18 protein-coding genes are annotated in these 17,072 nt (G+C 61.4%); 15 read left to right on the forward strand and 3 right to left on the reverse strand.

The window, feature by feature from the left end; all coding sequences use genetic code 11:
- The first annotated feature begins 92 nt into the window (after nucleotides 1–92).
- Nucleotides 93–1,838, forward strand: a complete 1,746-nt coding sequence (locus JOE34_RS00195; protein ID WP_010424392.1) for an OPT family oligopeptide transporter — start codon at nucleotides 93–95, stop codon at nucleotides 1,836–1,838.
- A gap of 63 nt (nucleotides 1,839–1,901) precedes the next feature.
- Complete coding sequence (locus tag JOE34_RS00200; RefSeq protein ID WP_065087521.1) at nucleotides 1,902–2,063, forward strand: DUF2986 domain-containing protein; 162 nt, start codon at nucleotides 1,902–1,904, stop codon at nucleotides 2,061–2,063.
- Nucleotides 2,064–2,161: 98 nt separating this feature from the next.
- On the opposite strand, the gene JOE34_RS00205 is transcribed toward JOE34_RS00200, so the two are convergent.
- The gene (locus JOE34_RS00205; RefSeq protein ID WP_057406390.1) at nucleotides 2,162–2,788 is read right to left on the reverse strand and encodes a glutathione S-transferase; all 627 of its coding nucleotides are present in this window, start codon (nucleotides 2,786–2,788) and stop codon (nucleotides 2,162–2,164) included.
- 96 nt (nucleotides 2,789–2,884) lie between these two features.
- A complete protein-coding gene (locus JOE34_RS00210) occupies nucleotides 2,885–3,301 on the reverse strand; it encodes an ester cyclase (protein WP_003339876.1) in 417 nt (138 codons plus the stop codon).
- A gap of 379 nt (nucleotides 3,302–3,680) precedes the next feature.
- On the opposite strand from JOE34_RS00210, the gene JOE34_RS00215 reads away from it, so the two are divergent.
- Nucleotides 3,681–5,102 (forward strand): sugar porter family MFS transporter, encoded by a 1,422-nt coding sequence (locus JOE34_RS00215; protein WP_024664442.1) that lies wholly within the window; start codon nucleotides 3,681–3,683, stop codon nucleotides 5,100–5,102.
- Between the two features lie 48 nt (nucleotides 5,103–5,150).
- On the opposite strand, the gene JOE34_RS00220 is transcribed toward JOE34_RS00215, so the two are convergent.
- Complete coding sequence (locus JOE34_RS00220; RefSeq protein ID WP_122255568.1) at nucleotides 5,151–5,771, reverse strand: LysE family translocator; 621 nt, start codon at nucleotides 5,769–5,771, stop codon at nucleotides 5,151–5,153.
- 170 nt (nucleotides 5,772–5,941) lie between these two features.
- Here JOE34_RS00220 and JOE34_RS00225 point away from each other — a divergent pair, with 170 nt between their 5' ends.
- The 12 genes from JOE34_RS00225 (at nucleotide 5,942) to JOE34_RS00280 (ending at nucleotide 17,071) form a co-directional block, all read left to right on the forward strand.
- A complete protein-coding gene (locus JOE34_RS00225) occupies nucleotides 5,942–6,421 on the forward strand; it encodes an Lrp/AsnC family transcriptional regulator (RefSeq protein ID WP_044311883.1) in 480 nt (159 codons plus the stop codon).
- Between the two features lie 61 nt (nucleotides 6,422–6,482).
- Nucleotides 6,483–6,863, forward strand: coding sequence for a glyoxalase superfamily protein (locus tag JOE34_RS00230; protein WP_046235019.1), 381 nt, complete (start codon nucleotides 6,483–6,485; stop codon nucleotides 6,861–6,863).
- Nucleotides 6,864–7,085: 222 nt separating this feature from the next.
- On the forward strand, nucleotides 7,086–8,891 hold the full coding sequence (atzF, locus tag JOE34_RS00235) for an allophanate hydrolase (RefSeq protein WP_177231890.1): 1,806 nt from the start codon (nucleotides 7,086–7,088) through the stop codon (nucleotides 8,889–8,891).
- 15 nt (nucleotides 8,892–8,906) lie between these two features.
- A complete protein-coding gene (locus tag JOE34_RS00240; RefSeq protein WP_004403015.1) occupies nucleotides 8,907–10,016 on the forward strand; it encodes a BMP family ABC transporter substrate-binding protein in 1,110 nt (369 codons plus the stop codon).
- 9 nt (nucleotides 10,017–10,025) lie between these two features.
- Nucleotides 10,026–11,135: an ABC transporter permease gene (locus JOE34_RS00245; protein ID WP_024662129.1), complete on the forward strand. Its 1,110-nt coding sequence runs from the start codon at nucleotides 10,026–10,028 to the stop codon at nucleotides 11,133–11,135.
- Nucleotides 11,128–12,048: an ABC transporter permease gene (locus JOE34_RS00250; protein WP_003421850.1), complete on the forward strand. Its 921-nt coding sequence runs from the start codon at nucleotides 11,128–11,130 to the stop codon at nucleotides 12,046–12,048. Before JOE34_RS00245 ends, JOE34_RS00250 begins: the two co-directional genes overlap by 8 nt.
- A gap of 25 nt (nucleotides 12,049–12,073) precedes the next feature.
- Nucleotides 12,074–13,090 carry a formamidase gene (locus JOE34_RS00255; RefSeq protein WP_046271113.1) on the forward strand — a complete coding sequence of 339 codons (1,017 nt, stop codon included), beginning with the start codon at nucleotides 12,074–12,076 and terminating at the stop codon, nucleotides 13,088–13,090.
- A 4-nt stretch (nucleotides 13,091–13,094) separates the two neighbouring features.
- A complete protein-coding gene (locus JOE34_RS00260) occupies nucleotides 13,095–13,781 on the forward strand; it encodes an isochorismatase family cysteine hydrolase (protein ID WP_057406396.1) in 687 nt (228 codons plus the stop codon).
- Nucleotides 13,778–15,319: an ABC transporter ATP-binding protein gene (locus JOE34_RS00265; RefSeq protein ID WP_198700218.1), complete on the forward strand. Its 1,542-nt coding sequence runs from the start codon at nucleotides 13,778–13,780 to the stop codon at nucleotides 15,317–15,319. Before JOE34_RS00260 ends, JOE34_RS00265 begins: the two co-directional genes overlap by 4 nt.
- Entirely contained in the window at nucleotides 15,316–15,993 is a 678-nt protein-coding gene (locus JOE34_RS00270) for a cysteine hydrolase (protein WP_209994920.1), read from the forward strand. The genes JOE34_RS00265 and JOE34_RS00270 overlap by 4 nt, the downstream gene beginning before the upstream one ends.
- Nucleotides 15,993–16,388: an oxalurate catabolism protein HpxZ gene (gene hpxZ / locus JOE34_RS00275; RefSeq protein WP_010424436.1), complete on the forward strand. Its 396-nt coding sequence runs from the start codon at nucleotides 15,993–15,995 to the stop codon at nucleotides 16,386–16,388. Before JOE34_RS00270 ends, hpxZ begins: the two co-directional genes overlap by 1 nt.
- A complete protein-coding gene (locus tag JOE34_RS00280) occupies nucleotides 16,385–17,071 on the forward strand; it encodes a GntR family transcriptional regulator (protein WP_024664450.1) in 687 nt (228 codons plus the stop codon). The genes hpxZ and JOE34_RS00280 overlap by 4 nt, the downstream gene beginning before the upstream one ends.
- The last annotated feature ends 1 nt before the right edge of the window (nucleotide 17,072 follow it).

Here is a 17,072-nt window from a genome sequence, read left to right on the forward strand (position 1 = left end):
GCCACTACCCAACGATGCCTGCCATATGAACCTTCGGCCGATATGGCGCTCACTTTATAGGTTGCCTTGTCTCATTGCCGAAAGGAATTCGCATGCTTTCGACCTCACCAGCGCCCCCTCTTGCCAGCCCTGTCGAGCGTGAGCTCAGTCTACGCGCGGTCATTACCGGGGTCGTACTCGGTATCCTGTTGACGCCTTCCAATGTGTACGCCGGGTTGAAGATCGGCTGGTCGTTCAACATGTCGATCATTGCGTTGTTGATCGGTTATGCGATCTGGCAAGGGCTGTCAAAGCGCTCGTCCGCGCAGCTGCCGTGGACGCTGCATGAGAGCAACATCAATCAGACTGTCGCCTCCGCCGCTGCGTCTATCATTTCAGGCGGGCTGGTCGCGCCGATTCCGGCTTATACCTTGCTGACCGGCCAGCAACTGGATGCCATCCCGATGATCGCCTGGGTCTTCTCGGTGAGCTTTCTGGGGATCTGGATTGCCTGGTATTTGCGGCCGTCACTGCTCAATGACACATCGCTGAAATTTCCCGAGGGCATGGCCACTCTGGAAACCCTCCTGCACATCTACAATCATGGCCGTGAAGCTGCGACGCGCCTCAAGGTGCTGCTCAGTACTGCGTTGCTGTCGGCGCTGGCCAAGTGGGTCGACACGTTCGTATGGGCGTTCCCGCGCTGGTCGCCGAGCGCTCAGTTGGAGCGCCTGACCTTTACCGCTGACCCTTCTCTGCTGCTGGTGGGGTTCGGGGCGATTATCGGTATTCGCGTCGGCTTGACCCTGCTGATCGGAGCCTTGCTAGCCTGGGGTGGCCTAGCGCCGTGGCTGCTGGAACAGGGGCTGGTGACGCTACCGGCCGACAGCAGCGGCCCGCAGTTCGCCGCGCTGGTGGAATGGTTGCTGTGGCCGGGCGTTAGCCTGATGGTCTGTTCGACGCTGGCCTCATTGGCCATCCGCCTGTGGACACTGCACGCTTCTACCAAAGCCAGCGGCGGAACACCCTGGTCAATGCCCAAGCCCGGGCCGGCCGCCGGTTTTGCGCTGGCGATCCTGCTGGTCGTCAGCCTGCAGGCGCTGTTGTTCGGTATCAACCTGTGGATGGCCCTACTGACCATTCCTCTGGCGATCTGCCTGGCAGCCGTGGCGGCGCGCGTGGTCGGTGCCACGGGTATTCCGCCCATCGGCGCAATCGGGCAGTTATCGCAACTGAGCTTCGGCATCGTCGCGCCAGGTCAGGTGCCGATCAACCTGATGAGCGCCAACACGGCCGGCGGTTCAGCCGGGCAATGCACCGATTTGATGAACGACTTCAAGGTAGGCCGGGCGATTGGCGCCACGCCGCGCAAACAGTTGATTGCCCAGACCCTGGGGATTTTCGTCGGCAGTATCGTCGGGGTCCTGGCCTATATGGCGCTGATCCCGGACCCGCAATCGATGCTGCTCACCGAAGAGTGGCCAGCCCCGGCAGTGGCGACCTGGAAAGCGGTGGCGCAGACGCTGACGCACGGTCTGGACTCGCTGTCGGCGAGCATCCGCTGGGCAATTTTCATCGGTGGTCTGGCCGGTTTGCTGCTGGGCATCCTCGACAGCACACTGCCCGCGCACCGCGCCCGGTACCTGCCCAGCGCCGCAGCACTGGGCCTGGCCTTCGTACTACCCGCCTCGGTGTCGTTGATGATGGCGCTCGGTGCAGTGCTCACCTGGCTGGTGAACTGTCGCTGGCCATCGCTTACCGAACGCTTCGCCATCACCGCAGCGGCTGGCCTGATTGCCGGCGAGAGCATTACCGGCGTCGGTGCTTCGTTGTGGCAGATGGTTCAGAACGGCGGGTAGTCGCATGCATGGCGCGACAGGCAAACTGCTATGCTTCGCGCCTGTGCAAGCGAGTTGAAGAACATGAATCGTCGCAAGAAAATCCAGCAGTTGCTCAAGGCCCATGCCAAAAAGGCCAGCGCCAAACTGGCCCCGCAGAGCAAGGAAAAATACATCAGCAAGGCCGACCGCGTGAAGCTGGCGGCCGAAGCGGATCAGGACTCCAACAGCCCGTCTGAAGGCTGACCCGCCACGTGAGCGCGGTCGTGCGACGCAGAGCGTACGGAACTGCATTGCCACGCTGGAGCGTGAGGAAGGATCAGCCCGAATATCAGGCACCGCGGTTACTTGGCGAAAGAATATTCCCCGCCCTGCTCCAAAGCCCTGCGGTACGCAGGTCTGCCCTGCAGTCTTTCAACCCACGCGGTCACGTTCGGGTACGGCTGCAGCATTGCCTGGGCCTTGGCGAACTCGCCGATGAAGCTCATCTGAATGTCCGCACCACTTAGCTCGTCGCCAAGCAGATACGGAGTCAGCCCCAAGGCCTCGTTCAGATAGCCCAGGTAGTTGGCCAGTTCCGACTGGATACGCGGATGCAGTGGCGCACCGGCGTCGCCCAGGCGCCCGACATACAGGTTGAGCATCAGCGGCAGAATCGCCGAGCCTTCCGCGAAGTGCAGCCATTGCACGTATTCGTCGTAGGTTGCGCTGGCAGGGTCCGGCTGCAGACGACCGTCGCCATGGCGGCGAATCAGGTAGTCGACAATGGCACCGGACTCGATGACCACATGCGGGCCATCTTCGATGACAGGTGATTTGCCCAGCGGATGCACCGCCTTGAGCTCGGGTGGCGCAAGGTTGGTTTTCGGGTCGCGTTGATAACGTTTGATTTCGTAGGGCAGGTCGAGCTCTTCGAGCAGCCACAGAATACGCTGCGAACGTGAGTTGTTCAGGTGATGGACAGTGATCATGTCGGGCTCCGCCGGGTGAGAGTGTCTAAAAAAGACTGCGCTACCACCCCGGAGTGCCCTGAAATGATTTTACTTCGATGAACGTAGTGGAATCGTTCAGGTAGCTCTATCACTCGAAACGCTCGCCGCTTCGCCACGAAGCTCGCGCTCCACTGCCGCTTTATCAATGATCGACCAGACGCCGACGATCTTGCCGTCGCCAAAGGTGTAGAACACGTTTTCGCTGAAGGCAATGCGCTTGCCAAGCGCCTCCAGCCCGAGAAAACGCTCTTGTGGCGAGCAGTTGAAGAGCAGACGGGCGGCAACCTGTGGTGCTTCGACCACCAGCAGGTCGATATTGAAACGCAGGTCGGGGATGATCCTCACGTCGTTTTCCAGCATCGCCCGGTAACCGGCCAGACTGATCCGCTCGCCGTTGTAGTGCACGCCGTCGTCGACGAAATTGCCCAAGTCCTGCCAGCGACGGTCATTGAGGCAGGCGATGTAGGCACGGTACTGCTCAGCCAGGTTCATATGGCACCCTCCTTTTCAAACGATACCGACGCAGCCTCGTTGAAAAGGCTGCGAACAATTGCGGCCTTACTGTAGCGCTTATGAGCGGCGCAGAGAGTGAGTAATGACAGCAGCGTATGTGCCAGATAAAAACGGCTTGTAAATCAATGAAAAGCATCTTTTACCAGTCAAAAAAACTGAATTTCATTGACAGCAAAAGGGGAAAACAGGGGCGTTATGACAAGCAAAAGTTAATCGTTTCAGCAGTCTCACGCTCAAGGCTTTCGCCAGGAAAACAATCCTGAGCGGGTTTGTAGGGAACTAGCACGGCCGACACCGCCCTAAGCGTGACATCCACGTACTGGCGCAACGCTGGTTTCAAGCCAAGGACTTCAGATTCATGTCTTCTAGTAGCACCTCAGCAGCGGCGGGTCAGCAAGGCCGGCAACGCGCTGCATCGAATCGACTCATCTTTATCTCTGTGCTTGTGGCGACCATGGGCGCGCTGGCGTTCGGGTATGACACTGGCATCATCGCCGGTGCCCTGCCGTTCATGACCCTGCCCGCCGATCAGGGAGGCCTGGGTCTGGATGCGTACAGCGAAGGGATGGTCACCGCGTCACTGATTGTCGGCGCCGCGTTCGGCTCGCTTGCCAGCGGCTATATCTCCGACCGCTTCGGACGCCGCCTCACCTTACGCCTGCTGTCAGTGCTGTTTATCGCCGGCGCACTGGGCACCGCCATTGCGCCGTCGATTCCGTTCATGATTGCAGCGCGCTTCGTGCTGGGTATCGCAGTGGGCGGCGGCTCTGCCACAGTGCCGGTGTTCATCGCCGAGATCGCAGGCCCGTCACGGCGTGCGCGGCTGGTCAGCCGTAACGAATTGATGATCGTCAGCGGCCAGTTACTCGCCTATGTGCTGAGTGCGGTCATGGCGGCCTTGCTGCATACACCGGGGATCTGGCGTTACATGCTGGCCGTCGCCATGGTGCCAGGGGTGTTGCTGCTGGTCGGTACGTTCTTCGTACCTGCGTCGCCGCGCTGGCTGGCCTCCAAAGGCCGTTTCGACGAAGCGCAGGATGTGCTGGAGCAACTGCGCCCCAGCACACAGGACGCGCAGCGTGAAATCGACGAGATGAAAGCGCAGGACGAAGAAGCTCGCCATCGTCCCAAAGCAAGAGAATTGCTGCGTCAGCGCTGGGTCATCAAGTTGCTGCTGATCGGCGTAGGTCTGGGCTTTACCGCGCAGTTCACCGGGGTGAACGCGTTCATGTACTACACGCCGATCATTCTCAAAAACACCGGGATGGGCACCAACGCTGCGTTGACTGCGACAATCGGCAACGGCGTGGTGTCAGTCATCGCGACCTTGCTGGGCATCTGGGCCATCGGCCGTTACGGGCGTCGGCATTTGCTGATGACCGGTCTGGTCATCGTCATTCTGATGCAGGCAGCGCTCGGTTGCGTGTTGCAGTTCATGCCGCAGAACATGACCCAGAGCTACACCGCCCTCGCCTGCATTCTGGTGTTTCTGCTGTTCATGCAGATGTGCATCTCGCCGGTCTACTGGCTGCTGATGTCAGAACTGTTCCCCATGCAGGTGCGCGGCTTGCTGACCGGCACAGCGGTATCGATGCAGTGGTTGTTCAACGCATCGGTAGCGTTCACATTCCCGATTGCAGTGGATACCATCGGCAACCCGACGTTCTTCATCTTCGCCGCCATCAACATTGGCTCGTTGATTTTCGTGTTCCTGTGCCTGCCGGAAACCAAGGGCAAGTCGCTGGAGCAGATCGAAAAGCATTTGAAGAAGGAGCTGTAACGGCGACCGGATGAGGTCGTCAACGGCCTCATCCACCCTCCAGGCAGATCAGCGCACCAGCATCGAAGCTGCCGCCGCTACCATGATTGCCGCCGCACCACGAAACAGTTTTCTTTGCGCACTCTCACTCGACAGCAAATGTCGAATGCGCAAGGCGGCAAATATGAACACGGCCCCGACCGCCAGCAGTACCAGCACCGTCAGCGGCACCAGAACCAGCCCCCACGTCTGCAAAGAGACCGTTTCAAGATTGATGACCAACGGCAAAAGCGCCAGATAAAAGGCAATGGTCTTGGGGTTGCCCAAGGTAATGGTCAGTCCGGACGCGGCCGCGGACAGCAACTCTTTTTTCTTCGCTGATTTTCCGATTTCGATGGCTTGATGATCTGCGAACCAGAACTGCCAGGCCAGATAGCACAGATAAATCGCCGCCCCCCATCGCACGACCTGAAACAACGCATTGAAGTGCTCGGCGATCATGGCAAGACCAAACACTGCAAATGAAAGATAGGTCAAATCACCCAGAATCAGCCCGGACAGCAGGCAGAACCCTGACACCGCCCCGCCGCTGACACTCCGTGCGACCAGCGCTGCAATACCGGGGCCAGGAATGGCGGCGGCAATACCCAACGCTGCCGAATACGTAAGAACCTGAGTCAGATCAAGCATGTTGCACTCCTTGAGACTTGACGCTGATTGAAGAGCTTGCCTGAGATCCAGCAGGCAAACCCCTGTCGAAAAATATTACGTGTTTCAACGCGGAAAGAATTATCTGTTCTTACTGGCTGGGCGGCTAAAACCGGTATAAATTTCCTGCAACATGAGGAGTAACGGTATTTATGACCCAGCCGACATTAAGCCCGATAGATGTAAGGATCCTCACGGCTCTGCAGCAGGACGGCCGTATCACCAATCAGACCCTGGCCGATCAGATCGGCATGTCTGCCTCGCCCTGCTGGCGAAGGGTCAAGCAGCTTGAAGAACATCGCTATATACAGGGTTACCGAGCCGTTCTGGACCGCCGCAAGATAGGGCTTGGCGTCATGGTGTTCATTCGTATCAGCATCGACAGTCATAGTGAGGCCGAGGCCAGAAAGTTCGAGAAGGAAGTCATGCAACTGGAGGATGTCGTGGCGTGCTACAGCATCGGTGGCGATGCGGACTTTCTGCTTCAGGTCGTAGCGCCCGATCTGGATTCCTTTGCTGACTTCGCCATGACCGTGGTCAGACGATTACCCGGCATCAAGGAAATGCAGAGCATGTTCGTGCTCAAGGAAATAAAACCGTTCGTCTCGTTCCCGGTAAAGCAGCCCGCATAGCATAAATGCGTGCATCGGCATCAATGACTGCACGCCCATCATTTCAAATAAAGGAATAGCAATGTCTGCACAGGAGCCAGCAACCGTGACCTTCACCAGCGCCATCCCGATCCTGCGGATGTTCGATGAACGCAAGGCGCGTGAGTTTTACATCGACTTTCTCGGTTTCAGCATCGAGTTCGAGCACCGCTTCGAAGCGGATCTGCCGTTGTATCTGGGCATCAGCCGTAACGGGTTGAACCTGCACCTCTCCGAGCATCACGGTGATGCCTGTCCAGGTGCGGCGGTGTTCATCCCGACGCAGAACATCGAGCAATTGCGCGATGAGCTGATCGGCAAGCAGTACGGCTATGCCCGCCCGGACATCGTCCAGCAAGGTTGGGGGAAAACCCTGGAAGTCTGCGACCCGTTCGGTAACCGGCTCAGGTTCTGCGAGAGCTGAGAAACCTGCATTGATGTCAGCCGTGCGGCGATACATTCGCCCTGCGGCTGACACGACCCATCTTTGTGCACACAGACACGTTCAAGCGCAAACATGACGCATGACTGCTGAATAACACCCTGCCAATTGCCGGTAACCTCCCTGTAAATCGCCCTCGGACCAAGCTTGGCCCGTAACGTGCAAACCCGTCAGTTCATCTTGTATACATGAATGAACACCACCATGACTGCACTCGATATACCTGAACTTCAGTCGGCGCTCCGCTCGGGCGACACCACCCTGACGACACTGGTGCAGACCCTGACCGCACACATCGATGCGGATGACCGGGCAGAGGTCTGGATTCATCGCGTCCCGCTGGCACAGCTTGTCGAGCGGGCAAAGGCGCTGGAGAGTATCGCCGAACAACTGGGCGATGCGCTGTATGACCGGTTGCCGCTGTTCGGCGTGCCCTTTGCGGTCAAGGACAATTTCGACGTGGCGCACATGCCGACCACGGCTGCTTGCCCGGCGTTCGCCTACGTGCCCGAGGACAATGCTCACGTTGTGCAACTGCTGCTCGACAGCGGCGCGATCCTGATGGGCAAGACCAATCTCGATCAATTCGCTACTGGCCTGGTGGGCGTCCGTTCGCCCTACGGCGCGGTGCGCAATGCGCATGATCCGGCCTACGTCAGCGGCGGCTCGAGTTCCGGCTCGGCAGTGGCGGTAGCGCGTGGCTACGTCAGTTTTGCACTGGGCACGGACACCGCAGGTTCAGGCCGCGTGCCGGCCGGCTTCAACGGCATCGTCGGGCTCAAGCCCAGCCTTGGCCTGTTCAGCAGCCGCGGGGTCGTGCCTGCCTGCCGCACGCTGGACTGCCCATCCATCTTTGCCAAGGATGTCATGCAAGCCTGGCAGGTAGCGCAGGTCATTGCAGCTTACGACCCGCTGGATGCGTCCAGTGTGCCCGTGCAGGCATTGCCGGTGCAGCGCAGGGTTCGGCGTGTCGCCGTCGCGCGGCACTGCGAGTTCTTCGGCAATGAGCAGGCAAAGGCGGCTTACCTCAAAACCCTTGAAGCCCTGCAGAACGACCCGTTGGTGACGGTCAGCACCATCGAGTTCGACGTGTTCGCCGAGGCGGCTGCCCTGCTGTATCAAGGCCCGTGGGTGGCGGAACGCCGCGCTGCGATCGGCGAATTCTTCGCCAGCAACGCGGCCGATATTCATCCTGTGGTACGCGGCATTGTGCAGAGCGCGGATTCATTCGACGCCGTGGACACGTTCAACGCGCGCTATCGCCTGGCAGAGCTGACCCGCGCTGCGCAGCAGTTGCTGACCGACATCGATGTGCTGGTGGTGCCGACCGCGCCGTGCATGCCGACCATCGAAGCGGTGCTCGGCAACCCGGTCGCGCTTAACTCACAGCTCGGCTATTACACCAACTTCGTCAACCTGATGAACATGTGCGCCATCGCCATCCCGACAGATCGTCGCGCGGACGGACTGCCCGCGGGCATCACGCTGATTGGCCCGGCCGGTGCCGATCAGCGCCTGGCAGAGATCGCCGCGGCCTGGCAGCCGCTGTTTGGCCAGGCTGACCAGCGTGACGCCGTGGCGATGGCCCCCCTGCCCTATAACAGCCCGACCGTGAAGGTTGCGGTGGTCGGTGCACACCTCGTTGGCCAGCCACTCAACTGGCAATTGCTCGAAGGCGGCGCGCGTCTGCTGCGCAGCACGACCACCAGCGCGGATTACCGCCTGTATGCGCTGGCAGCAACGACGCCGCCGAAGCCGGGACTGGTGCGCGTCGCTGAACAGGGCGCGAGCATCGAGATAGAAGTCTGGGAAATGCCGCTGAGCCAGTTCGGCGCTTTCGTCGCGGCCATTCCAGCGCCACTGGGCATCGGTTCCCTGCAATTGGCCGACGGCCAGTGGGTCAAGGGTTTCATCTGTGAACCTGGCGGCCTTGAAAGCGCGCTGGACATCACCGACTACAAAGGCTGGCGCGCCTACCGCGCCGCGCACACATCTTCCATCGCTCAATGACCCGAGGTAGCACACATGTCGAATGTTGATCGTCGCAGTTTCATCAAGTTGGCGGGCATTATCGGCCTGAGCGCAGCGCTGCCTTTCGGTCGCGCCTATTCAGCCGATGCGCCGCTGGTAGTGGGTTTCATCTACGTCGGCGCTCGCGACGACTTTGGTTACAACCAGGCCCACGCTCAGGCAGCGGCCATCATCAAGACGCTACCCAACGTCAAAGTGATCGAGGAAGAAAACGTTCCGGAAACCGTGGCCGTACAGAAGACCATGGAAGCCATGATCCGTCAGGACGGCGCCACGTTGATTTTCCCGACCTCGTTCGGCTATTTCGAACCGCACGTGGTCAAGGTCGCCAAAAAGTACCCCGACGTCCGTTTCGCGCACTGCGGCGGTCTCTGGCAAAAAGGTCGCGACCCGATGAACGCGGGGAGCTTTTTCGGTTACATCGACGAAGCGCAATACCTCAACGGCGTGATCGCCGGGCACATGAGCAAGAGCAAAAAGCTCGGTTTCGTCGCCGCCAAACCTGTGCCGCAAGTGCTGCGCAACCTGAACGCGTTCGCCATGGGTGCCCGCTCGGTCGACCCGAGCATCGTCACCACAGTGATCTTCACCGGTGACTGGTCGCTGCCGGTCAAGGAAGCAGAAGCTGCCAACGGCCTGATCGACCAGGGTTGTGACGTGCTGACCTGCCATGTCGACGGGCCCAAGGTGATCGTCGAGACGGCTGAAAAACGCGGCGTGATGACCTGTGGCTACCACGCCAGCCAGGCTGCGCTGGCGCCCAAGGGCTACCTGACCGGTGCCGAATGGAACTGGGAGACGCCTTATCGTGCTCACGTCGCAGCAGCCCAGAGCGGCGCGCCGATGATCAACTTCCTGCGCGGCGGGCTGAAGGAAGGCTTCGTGAAAACGTCTGCCTACGGGCCTGCTGTCACGGCCGACGCCAGGCAGAAAGCCGATGCCATCAAGGCGCAGATGATGGCCGGTCAGTTCGTGATTTTCAAAGGCCCGCTCAAGGACAACAAGGGCAACGTGGTGATTGCCGATGGTGTTGCCCAAGGCCAGACCGACATTGCTCTGGAGAGCATGAATTACCTGGTCGAAGGCGTGCTTGGCCAGCTCTGAGGAACGTTCATGAGTTCATCGACAAGTCTGCGCCGCCTGGCCAGCGCGTTGTTGCCAGGGTTGCCTACAGTGCTGGCGGTGTTTTCCTCGTGCATGCTGTTCGGGCTGTTTCTGGCGGTTCAGGGCAAGCCTGCCTGGCAGGCGCTGCAGCTGGTCGGCGAAGGCGCGTTCGGCTCGTGGTTCGCGCTGGAAAACACCTTGCAACGCGCCGCGCCGCTGATGCTGACCGCGCTGTGCGTCGCCCTGCCCGCGCGGGCCGGGCTGATCATCATCGGCGGTGAAGGCGCGCTGGTACTGGGCGGCCTGGCTGCCGCAGTGACACCCTTGTGGCTCAGCCATCTGCCAGCCGCTTTGATGCTCGCCTGCATGGCCGTCGCGGCAATGACCGTGGGCGCCCTGTGGATCGGCCTGAGTGGCTGGATGCGCCAGCGGCGCGGGGTCAATGAAACGATCAGCAGCCTGCTGCTTTCGTACATCGCCCTGGCCCTGTTCCGGCAGTTGGTGGAAGGCCCCCTGCGCGACCCGGCAAGCCTGAACAAGCCTTCGACGCCGCCGCTGGACGATGCCTATATGATCGGCACGATCAGCGACAGTTTCGAGGTGCACTGGGGCCTGGTGGCGGGCGTCGTCGCCTGCCTGCTGGCGTATGTGCTGGTGCGCCACAGCGTAAAGGGTTTTGCCCTCGCCGTGGTCGGCGGCAACGTGCGTACTGCGCTGATGATCGGCTTGCCCGTGGACCGGCTGATCATGCTCAGTTGCCTGCTGGGCGGTGCGGCGGCGGGTCTGGCCGGCATGTTCGAGGTCACCGCAGTGCAAGGCAGCGCCAACGCCGCGCTGATCGCAGGCTATGGCACCAGCGGCATCCTCGTGGCCTTCGCCGCTCGCCATCATCCGCTGGCAATTATCGTCTGCGCCATCCTGCTCGGCGGGCTGGAAGCCAGTGGCGGACTGCTGCAGCGACGGCTCGGTCTGCCGGACGCCACCACGCTGATTCTTGAAGGTCTGCTGTTCACCAATCTGCTGCTCTGGGAAGCCCTGGGTGGGCGTATCGCCGCCTGGAAGATCAGGCTGACGGCGGCGCCTGCGCCGCTCGACAAGGGAGCACTGCAACATGGCTGATATCGACCTGACTACCTTTCTGCTCGCTCTGCTGGCCGGAGCCATCCGCGTCGGCACACCTTTTCTGTTCGTCAGCCTGGGCGAATGCCTGACCGAAAAGAGCGGCCGGATCAACCTGGGGCTGGAGGGCATTCTGGTGGCTGGCGCCATGTCCGGATATGCCGTCGCATGCCTCAGCGGCTCGGCGTGGCTGGGCGTCGGTGCGGCTGCCGGGGTCGGCGTTCTGCTGGGCCTGCTGCATGGTTTGGCGTGCTCGTTGCCACGGGTTAACGACATCGCGTTCGGCATCGCACTGATCCTGCTCGGCACCGGCCTGGCGTTCTTTCTCGGCAAAGCCTTTATCCAGCCACAGGCGCCCATGCTGCCTTCACTGGCGCTGGGCGCCTGGAGCAGCGAAGAACGCGTGCGCTCGGCATTGAACATCAATGTGCTGTTCTTCGTCGGTGCAGCACTGGCGTTCGTTCTGCACTGGGGGCTGCGCACCACGCGCTGGGGGCTGATGCTGCGTCTGGTCGGCGACCATGCCGAAACCGCTCAGGCGCTGGGCTATCGACCGCTCAAGGTACGCATTGTGGCCACTGCGGTCGGCGGCGGGCTGGCCGGTATCGGCGGCGCCTACCTGTCGCTCTACTACCCCGGCAGCTGGAACGAAGGGCTGTCCAGCGGTCAGGGGCTGATGGCCGTGGCGCTGGTGATTTTTGCCCGCTGGCGTCCGCTGGCATGTCTGTGGGCGTCGTTGCTGTTCGGCGCGGCCGGAGCCATCGGCCCGGCCCTGCAAGCGGTCGGTATCAGCAGCGGCTATTACCTGTTTGCCGCAGCACCTTATGCGCTGACGCTGGTGGTGATGTACGCCACCTGTCGCCGTGGTCGCACGTTGAACGGCGCGCCTGGCGAACTCAGCCTGACGCGATGAACTGATCTTTTCGAGGAGGCATTGCATGGCCAGTGGTCTTGGTGGTTTGAACAAGTCGCCCAATGGCGTGGTGATCGGCCTGGCGCAACTGGCGCTGCCCGATCCGCATACGCGCGAGGCGCTGTGGGCACAGACGCAGAAAGTGGTCGGCATGGTTGCCAAGGCACGACGCAGCAACCCGGGCATGGACCTGATCGTATTTCCCGAATACTCGCTGCACGGCCTGTCGATGAGCACGGCACCAGAGATCATGTGCAGCCTCGACGGCCCGGAAGTGATCGCGCTGCGCGAGGCGTGCAAGGCGCACCGGATATGGGGCTGCTTCTCGATCATGGAAGCCAACCCGCACGGCAACCCCTTCAACAGTGGCCTGATCGTCGATGACCTTGGAGAGATTCGCCTGTACTACCGCAAGCTGCACCCGTGGGTGCCGGTCGAACCGTGGGAGCCGGGCGATCTGGGTATTCCGGTCTGCGACGGACCGCGCGGCAGCAAGCTGGCGCTGATCATCTGCCATGACGGCATGTTCCCGGAAATGGCCCGCGAGTGCGCCTACAAGGGCGCCGACATCATGCTGCGCACTGCGGGTTACACCGCACCGATCCGCCACTCGTGGAAGATCACCAATCAGAGCAACGCCTTCACCAACCTGATGCAGACCGCAAGCGTCTGCATGTGCGGCTCCGATGGCACGTTCGACTCCATGGGCGAAGCGATGTTTGTCGACTTCGACGGCACGATCATGGCTGAAGGGGGTGGCCGGGCCGACGAAATCGTCTGCTGCGAACTGCGCCCCGATCTGGTCCGCGAAGCCCGTGTGCACTGGGGCGTGGAGAACAACATCTATCAATTCGGGCATCGCGGCTATGTGGCGGTCAAGGGCGGCGCACGCGACTGTCCTTACACCTACATGCACGATCTGAGCGCAGGCCAGTACCGTCTGCCGTGGGAAGACGACGTCGTGCATACCGATGGCAGCTCGTGTGGTTTTGCAGCCCCCGAGCGCGACTTCAAACCCACCCCCAGCAGCTGGAAGGAGTAACGCCATGAACGAACGTCATATTGCATCGGCGCCCTACCCCTGGCCCTGGAACGGTCAATTGCATGCGCACAACACAGCCTTGATCGTGATCGACATGCAGACCGATTTCTGCGGCGTCGGCGGCTACGTGGACAGCATGGGTTACGACCTGGCACTGACCCGTGCGCCCATCGAGCCGATCAAGGCGCTGCTCGCCGTGATGCGCCCGCTGGGCTTCACCATCATCCACACCCGCGAAGGCCATCGCCCAGACCTCAGTGACTTGCCCGCCAACAAACGCTGGCGCTCGCAGCGCATCGGCGCGGGAATCGGCGACCCAGGTCCGTGCGGCAAGATTCTGGTACGTGGCGAGCCGGGCTGGGAAATCATCGACGAGCTGGCACCGCTGCCCGGCGAAATCGTGCTCGACAAGCCAGGCAAAGGCTCCTTCTGCGCCACCGATCTGGAACTTATCCTGCGCACCCGCGGCATCGACAATCTGATCCTGACCGGCATCACCACCGACGTCTGCGTGCACACCACCCTGCGCGAAGCCAATGACCGTGGCTTCGAGTGCCTGCTGCTGGAAGACTGCTGCGGGGCGACCGACCCTGGCAACCATGCGGCGGCCCTGAGCATGGTCAAAATGCAGGGTGGCGTGTTCGGTGCGGTGGGCCATTCCTCGATGCTTCGCGACCTGTTGGGAGCATGAACATGCGCGCCCCGAGCCTTGAGACGATTGGTGCCAGCAAGCATTTCGGTGCGTTTCGCGCACTCGACGAGGTGTCCTTCAAGGTCCGCGCCGGCACTGTTCACGCCCTGCTCGGCGAGAACGGCGCCGGCAAGAGCACACTGGTCAAAGGCATCATCGGCTACAGCCCGCTGCAGTCGGGCAGCATTCTGATCAACAACCGCGAACACGAGATTCGCACCCCGCGCGACTCTCATCAGTTGCAGATCGGCATGGTGTATCAGCACTTCACCGTCGCGCCGGGCCTGAGCGTGGCGGAAAACCTGGTGCTGTCGCGCGGCGATCTGCCGTGGCGTATCGACTGGGCCGGCGAGCACCAGCGCCTGGAAGCGTTCATGGCAAAAATGCCTTTTCGGCTGGACATCCATCGGCCGGTCAGCAGCCTGGCGGCCGGCGAAAAGCAGAAACTGGAAATCCTCAAACAGCTGTATCTGGAGCGTCGACTGGTCATTCTCGACGAACCCACTTCGGTGCTCACGCCGCAGGAAGCCGACGAAGTGCTGGGGCTGATGCAGGCAATGGCGCATCGTGGCGAACTGACCGTCCTGATGATCACCCACAAGTTTCGCGAAGTCAGCACCTACGCCGATGACGTCACTGTGTTGCGCAAGGGTCGCTGGGTGGGCAGCGCGGCAGTGGCTGACACCACCACGCAACAGATGGCGGCGTGGATGATGGGCGAGGCACAGGTACGCGGGGTGAGCACCGAGCGCCCGGCGATGGCGCCCCGCCCGCCGCAGTTGCAGGTGGCAGGCCTGGATGTGCCTGGCGACAAAGGCACGCTGGCGGTAAAAAACCTGTCTCTGGCCGTTCACCCGGGTGAGATCGTCGGGGTTGCAGGTATCTCCGGCAACGGTCAGCGCGAACTGACCGAAGCGCTGCTCGGCCAGCGCGCCTTCAGCGCCGGGCAGATAGCGGTCGACGGCCAGCCTTACCACGCGCGGCGTGAACAGATGCAGCGCCTGCGCGTGTTCAGCCTGCCCGAAGAACCCCTGCGCAACGCCTGCATCGGTACATTCAGCGTGGCTGACAACCTGGCCCTGCGCAATTTCGACCAGCCGCCGCTCTGCCGCCAGGGCTGGCGCCTGGATCGTCGCGCAGCAGGTGTCCAGGCACGCAGCCTGATTGAGCAATTTCAGGTATCGCCCAACGACCCGAACCGGCCGATCGGCACCTTGTCCGGAGGCAACGTACAGCGCGCTGTATTGGCCCGTGAACTGACCCACGACGTCGCGGTGCTGATCGTCGCCAACCCGGTATTCGGTCTGGACTTCGCCAGTGTCGCGCTCATTCACCAGCGCCTGATCGACGCTCGCAACAGCGGCACAGCGGTCCTGCTGCTCAGTGAAGACCTTGACGAACTGCTGAGCCTGGCAGACCGTATCGTGGTCATTCACGACGGCGAGCTGGTGTTTGAAACCCGCGCAGCGGACGCCGACCGTACCGAGCTGGGCCGACACATGGCCGGGGCCGAGCATCTCGCGGGGGAACCGGCATGATCAAGGTCAATGCGCGCCCTGACCGCTTCGCCTTCGATACATCCCGTACCGCTGTAGTGATCATTGACATGCAGCGCGATTTCCTCGAACCCGGCGGCTTCGGTGCCGCGCTGGGCAACGATGTCGCACCGTTGCAGGCCATCATTCCGTCCGTGCAACGCCTGCTGGCGCTGGCCCGCGACGAGGGCATGGCAGTGATCCATACCCGCGAATCACATCGTCCGGACCTTGCCGATTGCCCGCAAGCCAAACGTGACCATGGCTCGCCGGGCCTGCGCATCGGCGATCCCGGTCCGATGGGACGCATCCTGATTCGCGGCGAACCCGGCAATCAGATTATCGACACCCTGGCGCCGCGCGCTGGCGAGTGGGTCATCGACAAACCCGGCAAAGGCATGTTCTTCGCCACCGACCTGCAACAACGGCTGACCGACGCGGGGATCATCCATTTGATCTTTGCCGGCGTCACCACCGAAGTCTGCGTGCAGACCAGCATGCGTGAAGCCAATGACCGGGGTTATCGCTGCCTGCTGATCGAGGACGCAACCGAAAGCTACTTTCCCGCGTTCAAACAGGCCACGCTGGAGATGATCACCGCACAGGGCGGGATTGTCGGCCGGGTTGCCTCATTGACGGACCTGGAGCAGGCGCTGCTGACAAGGAGCACACTTTGATGGACATCAACCTCCCCCACGTGGTCGCTGAAGTGACCCACGCCTTTCACGACTACGAACGCGCCCTGCTGGCCAATGAGCTGAGCACGCTGGATGCGTATTTCTGGAATTCCGAACAGACCGTCCGCTACGGCGTCGCGGAGAACCTGCTGGGCGCGGACACGATCGCTCGCTATCGACGCCAGTGTCAGCCGGTCGGACCGGGACGCACGCTGCTGCGTACCGTGGTGAGCACCTTCGGTGAAGACTTCGCCACGGTCAGTACCGAGTTTCATGATGGCGTCACCCAGCGCCTTGGTCGGCAGATGCAGACCTGGGCGCGACTGGAGGGCGGCTGGAAAGTCGTTGCTGCACATGTCAGCATTGACCTGAGCAGCCTGGAGCCACGCCCTTGAATTCCCCGAACACCACCAACGCGCTGGCTGAAGACGTCTATCGGCGGCTCAAGCGGGAGATTTTCGACTTCTACCTGCTGCCCTACGATCGCTTCACCGAAACCCAACTGGCCGACCGTTATCAGGTCTCGCGAACACCAGTGCGTGACGCGCTCTACCGCCTGCAGCGCGAAGGCTATCTGGATGTCGAGTTCCGGCGTGGCTGGTCAGTCAAGCCTCTGGACTTCAACAAGATCGACCAGCTCTACGATCTGCGCATCGTCCTGGAGTGCGCAGCGGTCGAGCGCATCTGTGCATCGGCCGAAGTGCATCCGGAACTCACTGTTCTGCGCCAACACTGGTTGATTGATCGCGATAGCTGGCAGATAGACATGCAAGTAGTCGCCGACCTCGATGAACAGTTCCATACCCAACTGGTGGCCGCTTCAGGCAACCTGGAAATGGCCCGCATCCACCAGGAAGTGACCGAGCGCATCCGGATCGTGCGCCGTCTGGACTTCTTCAAAAGCGCGCGTATCGAACATACCTACCTCGAACACGCCGCGATCCTCAATGCCCTTCAGGCGCGCAAGCGTGACGAAGCATTATTGCTGCTGCGCTCCCATGTAGAGATCAGCAAACTGGAAGTACGCAAACTGACGATTTCCATGCTCAGTGATGCGCGGCGGCGGTATGAGGCGTGAG

The sequence above is a fragment of the Pseudomonas sp. PvP028 genome, assembly GCF_017832255.1.
In the GTDB taxonomy this organism is placed as follows: Bacteria; Pseudomonadota; Gammaproteobacteria; order Pseudomonadales; family Pseudomonadaceae; genus Aquipseudomonas; species Aquipseudomonas syringae.